Source organism: Marinobacterium profundum (assembly GCF_001528745.1).
GTDB classification, from domain to species: Bacteria; Pseudomonadota; Gammaproteobacteria; order Pseudomonadales; family Balneatricaceae; genus Marinobacterium_A; species Marinobacterium_A profundum.
Map to the genome: position 1 here is coordinate 1 of NZ_BCNS01000062.1, position 5,113 is coordinate 5,113.

The 5,113-nt window shown below is 53.7% G+C and carries 3 protein-coding genes and 1 tRNA gene; 2 read left to right on the forward strand and 2 right to left on the reverse strand.

The annotated features are described in order from the left end of the window. Positions 1-524 precede the first annotated feature (524 nt). Both MPRO_RS03135 and MPRO_RS03145 read right to left on the reverse strand, forming a co-directional pair. Positions 525-601, reverse strand: a tRNA-Pro gene (locus tag MPRO_RS03135). Positions 602-1,046: 445 nt separating this feature from the next. Next, positions 1,047-2,273 carry a site-specific integrase gene (locus tag MPRO_RS03145; protein WP_067286844.1) on the reverse strand — a complete coding sequence of 409 codons (1,227 nt, stop codon included), beginning with the start codon at positions 2,271-2,273 and terminating at the stop codon, positions 1,047-1,049. A 484-nt stretch (positions 2,274-2,757) separates the two neighbouring features. Between MPRO_RS03145 and MPRO_RS03150 the strand changes: the two genes are divergently transcribed. Beyond that, positions 2,758-4,410, forward strand: coding sequence for an AICE element replication initiation protein (locus MPRO_RS03150; RefSeq protein ID WP_067286846.1), 1,653 nt, complete (start codon positions 2,758-2,760; stop codon positions 4,408-4,410). Positions 4,411-4,425: 15 nt separating this feature from the next. Next, complete coding sequence (locus MPRO_RS03155; RefSeq protein WP_158651737.1) at positions 4,426-4,794, forward strand: hypothetical protein; 369 nt, start codon at positions 4,426-4,428, stop codon at positions 4,792-4,794. Positions 4,795-5,113 lie beyond the last annotated feature (319 nt).

Genomic DNA, 5,113 nt, shown 5'->3' on the forward strand with positions numbered 1-5,113 from the left:
CAAGAGCCTCGGGCTCTGGGCTATCGCCCGGGGCTTGGGGCTTGGGAACTAGCAGCCTGTCGGACTTACCACTGATCTACTGCGGAAAAGCCGACAGGCTGCTAGGAGGCTGTCCGAGAATGCTGGCCGTAGCGAGAATCGACTGATTTGAGCGGGTTTTTGCGGTGTTTTAAGGCGAATAGTGGTTCTATTTAACGCAAAACAGCACAAAAAACAGCCAAACTCAGGTGGCTCGCAGTAGGTTGAGTATTGTCGGACAGCCTCCTAGGCATAATGAATTATTTGGCGGACATCGAACGCGGGCTGCGCTTTCAACGGCATTGTTGAGGTAGCTCCCAATATTTAGGGAGGAGGCGTCAGAATGGGGGTACTTGCTTTTGGGGTATCAATCGCGCCGCCAAATGTACCTTTTTTGTACTTCCGGATTTCGTAGGCCGAAATGGTGCTCTGGGGCAAAGGTAAGCTGAAAGCTGCGTGTTTATAAAGATGTGGGGTGTTGCTGAGGTCTTGCGGGGAAGGGTTAATGGTCGGAGTGATAGGATTCGAACCTACGACCCTCTGGTCCCAAACCAGATGCGCTACCAAGCTGCGCTACACTCCGACAGTACTACACTTGCTTTGGTTGTTGGCTCCCCGAGCTGGACTCGAACCAGCGACCAATAGATTAACAGTCTGTGGGTGGAACCCACCTGCCTGCGGCATACATGCTCTAGTCGCTGGAGGTTGTACACCTTTCATAAGGTCAAGTTCAGCTTGCCGAACCATTTCCGAATCACATCGGGTCGGTCAGCAGTTCGATTTGACAGGAATTCTGTATACAGAAGAGAAAGCGCCAACCGAACCTCGAACAGCCGTAAAACGTAACGAGAAAATTCGGATCAGAAATGGTTGAGTTCGAGAAAGGCATAGTCGTGCCGAAGACACCAGTTGAGATGCCTGATTTTCGCCCCTATGGGGGCGGCTGGGGGGGGGATCCTGCCTGAGCGTTCCGAGTTGGAGAGTTTGGGGCTGGGTAGTAGGGTAGCCATCCCTGGCCCCCGCTTTACTCAGAGGTGTTCACTCTGGGCCGACTCGGGGTGGTGCGGGTGCCCGCCGTCGTCGTCCGACGAAATGGCCCCGATTTGGAGTGATGCACTGTCGGCGGCCTCCTGCAGGGCTTTTGTCGAGAGGTGGGCGTAGCGCTGGGTCACTGTGGGACTGGAATGCCCCAGAATTTGTTGGACTTCATAAAGGGTGCGACCGCTATTCACCAAAAAGGACGCATATTGGTGTCGTAGGTCGTGAAGCCGTAAGTGCGGTAGTCCAGCCTTATTCCGTAGGCGATCCCAGACCTTGTGGATGGTAGTCATTCGTTCACCGGTCGTGGAGCTGACGAAAAGGTAGTCGTTTTCCCCCTCGGTTCCTAGGGTTTTGAGAACAGTCAGTGCGCTGGAATTTAAGGGTACTGAACGTATCCGCTTCGACTTGCTGTTGCTTGCGGGAATCCTCCAGATTTGGTTTATCTTGTCGACCTGTGACCACCGGGCCTGCAGTGCTTCGTTCAGGCGAGCACCCGTACTCAGCAGGAAGAGAGCCACTAGGCAGACCGTGCGGTTCTCATCATTTCGCAACACTTTCAACAGACGATGCAGTTCACTGTCGCTCAAAAGCCGTTCAACACGATTGTCGGGATGAAATAGTTGGATGCGTTCGGCTGGATTTTTTTCCAGAAGCTCCCAGTCAACGGCCAGGTTTAAGGCGTGCCGCATCAGCTTCAAATGATGGTCACAAGTTGCTTGTGCCAGTCCTTCATCATGCAGGTCGGTGTGGAAATATTGAATTTGCTGACGAGTCAGTTGGTTCAGTGGGATGTGGCCGAACTTGGGGATCAGTCGAAGCATCGACATGCTGAGGTCGAAGCGGTAGGAGCGCTTATGGCTTGCCGCGTGCGGTAGGTACTTCTCTTTCAGGAAGGTACCGAAAGTGATGGTTTGGGGTTGCTGTTGCGATTCCTCCTTGGGGTCAGTTCCTAGAGCTATCTCGTTCTTGAGTTTGCGGGCTTTCTTTCGGGCCGTCGACAGGGAAATGTCTGACGTCCGCGCTAAGCGTTGATGGGCAGTCTTGCCGGCGGGGTTCTTGTACCTCAGGTAGTAGGTCCCCTGGCGGGGTGCAGAGCGGCGTACTTCGACATATAGGCCAGGGATGGTCTTGTCGCAGTATTCGATCCGAGTTTTTGTATCAGGACAAAACAAATGTCCGCTGATGAATTGCTGGGTGAGTAGAACGACGGGCATGGGAGCCTCCTTTGCTGTGGGTGGTGGTGGATCTCTGGAATTTCGTGGGGCGGGCTGAACGTGGCGGTGCGGAAAGGTTATGTATGAAATAAATTCATGTATATGGGCTTTTTAGCGCTGACCATTGCCACGTTTTATCGATCTGGTCGGGCTAATTTGCCGCTCTTACGCTTGCTTGATAAAGCGCTATAGCCTTACTAGTTTTTCCATTGAGGTTTACGCGCTTCCGCATTAAAAATTATTTTTCCAAGCTAAAACGCCTTGTTATTAGTGGCTCATGCGTTCTGCAGATAATCGAAAAAGAAGTTATTGACCTGGTTCGCGGGACGCGTTATTCGTGAAAAATGGCGTCACGAAGTGCTGATACGGTAAGGGATGATGAAGAGTCGCCAGAAAGGATTTTAATTAGTATTTATCATGTTAAATCCTGTGTCGCTGCATCGGCGCCATGTCTGTCATTAACGTTTACGAGGGAGTGAGTGTAATGAATTCAGGGAAGCAGCCTGGTGGGGCGGAACAATCAGGTACGCCGAAGAAATTCGATCTATCGAAAATCAAAAGCTCGGCACTCAACCAGAAACCGGCCCCCGATCGTGCTACTCCTCGTGTGCAAGTTCCTGTCGATTTGCCGCCTACCCTCGCCGAGCAGCCGGTGGTATCAAGTGGCGAGCTGGTCCCGCGATATGACCCTTCGTCACCAATGGTGATAATCGAGGCACTACCTTTGATCGTTGACCAAGCAGGGCGTGTCTGCTGCGTTATCACTGAGGGGCTTCATAAGCGCGCAGAGCCCGTTAGGTCTATTCGGGGGGTGGGCTTTATACGCGCAGAGGCCGTGAGACAGAGACTCAAGCTGAAACGCAATGGGCTGAATGAGCTTGTAGAGGACATTGTTGCTTACGGCGAGGAGAATGCGCCTCGGCTTCCGGTATATCACCGGGTTGCACCTGTTGAGGGTGGTATAGAGCTCTACCTGGGTGAGCCGCAGTTTACCCGTGTTAGAGTCAAGGCCGGGAAAGTCGAGATCCTGGGAATACCCTCTGAAGTACTGTTCCGCCCATCGACGATAGCGAGTGCTTTGCCTGTGCCCGCCGAAAGCGGATCAGACAAGGCCCTTCGGGCGATTCTGAATGTCTCCGACAGAGACTATCAGTTCATTCTCGCCTGGGTGACGTACACGATGGCGCATCCGAAGGTTGACGGCAGCAAGTACGTGTTTCTTGTAGTTTCCGGGGATCAGGGCACAGGTAAGTCATTCCTGACACGCGTTCTGTCACTTCTGGTTGACCCTAACCGCGCCGGGATTCAGGCATTCCCGAGTAGGGTCGAAGACTTGGCACTGGTCATGGGGAGCAGCCACGTTGTCTGTATCGATAATATGCGGTCTTTCAAGGCGCAAATGTCCGACCTTCTCTGTATGGCGTCGACGGGGGGCTCCGTAAGTACCAGAGCCTTGTATACAGATAGCGCGCTTTCCACCAAAAACCTTCACGGTGCCTGTATCTTCAACGGAATTCACAGCTTTGTGGCGCAATCTGATCTCGCACAGCGTTGTTTGACGATACGGTTGAGCAGAATCGAAAGCATGAAATTTCGGTCTGAGTCAGAGATGATGGAGCTATTTGGACGTCATCACCCGGAAATTTTCCGGTATCTGCTCGATTTGATCGCCAAAATCTTCGAAAACTTGTCTCGTGTAGAGCTGAAGAGTCCGGAGAGGATGATTGATTTCTGCAGGTGGTTGGCCGCGTTCGAGGTAGCCGAAAACCTGCCCGCAGGGGCGCTTCAGTTGGCCTACAGCGAGTCATTGCGCCAGTCACAGCTCGACACGCTGATGGATAATACCCTTGCCGCCGCAATCATCGAGTTTGCCGTCAGTCGTGTTCGCGGGGAGTGGTCCGGTTCACCCGCAGACTTCCTTAGCGGGCTCAATGCGACGGTGTCTCAGGGCACTGTTTATAGTCGAGAATGGCCGAAAAACCCGACAGCGCTGGGACGGCGTCTCCCGGGGATGAAAGCAAGTTTGGCGACGCAGGGAATACATGTGGAGTCAACGCGCGGCAAGACTCGGCAGATCACGATACGAGTCGATAATGATCAAGCAGAGGAGGAGTTTGACGAAGATAGCGTCTTTTGATTGGGTCTTCTGGTTGTGAATGAAAAGAAAATTGAGTATTACGAGGTGGAGAAGATGATCTACAAGCTTAGGTCAGGTGAGGCGGCGGTTCGGGAACTTATCTTAGAGGCCGCGTTGGTTGGTATACAGTTTTGGCGGTCAGGCGATGTAAAGGAGGCCCGGCATATCATCGGGACTATTGCGTACGAGCAAGTGATCCAGAGGGTTGGCCCGCAGAGAGTAGGGGAACTGTTCTTGATGGCGGTTGTTGCAGGGGATTTACCACTGGTGTGTCGCGGAAAAAATTCGGCAAAGTACTATGTGTACGCGTTGGAAGGCGATGTACCCACCCCCGTGGCGAAGCCGGCGACTGGGTGTGCTCGTCATCTACGCGTGCCGGTTTGATCACCTGGCGACGTAACCAGGTAGCCTACTGACGATTTTGTCCCACAGTGCCTTCGTGAAAGCACGCGCAAGCAGGGCGGTTTAAACGTACCGCTCTGCTCAACTCCCGTCGTTGCCATAGGCGTCGAAATCGCCCGGATCTGAAGCAGACGCAGCCCCTTTATGCATCTAGCTATGCCAGGTCTGTCCGCTGCCGCCTTCCCAGAAGGCCACCTGACGCCAGGGGAAAGGTCGACCGTGCGTTGCCTCCGGGCATCCGCGAGAGGGGGCGCGACTCCTGTTGTCGGGGGGGGGGGGGGGGGGGAGGGGGTTGGGGGGG

Bases quoted from the DNA above. Each gene is read 5' to 3' on its own strand.
- MPRO_RS03145 (WP_067286844.1), bottom strand. From the start codon at position 2,273: ATGCCCGTCGTTCTACTCACCCAGCAATTCATCAGCGGACATTTGTTT.
- MPRO_RS03150 (WP_067286846.1), top strand. From the start codon at position 2,758: ATGAATTCAGGGAAGCAGCCTGGTGGGGCGGAACAATCAGGTACGCCG.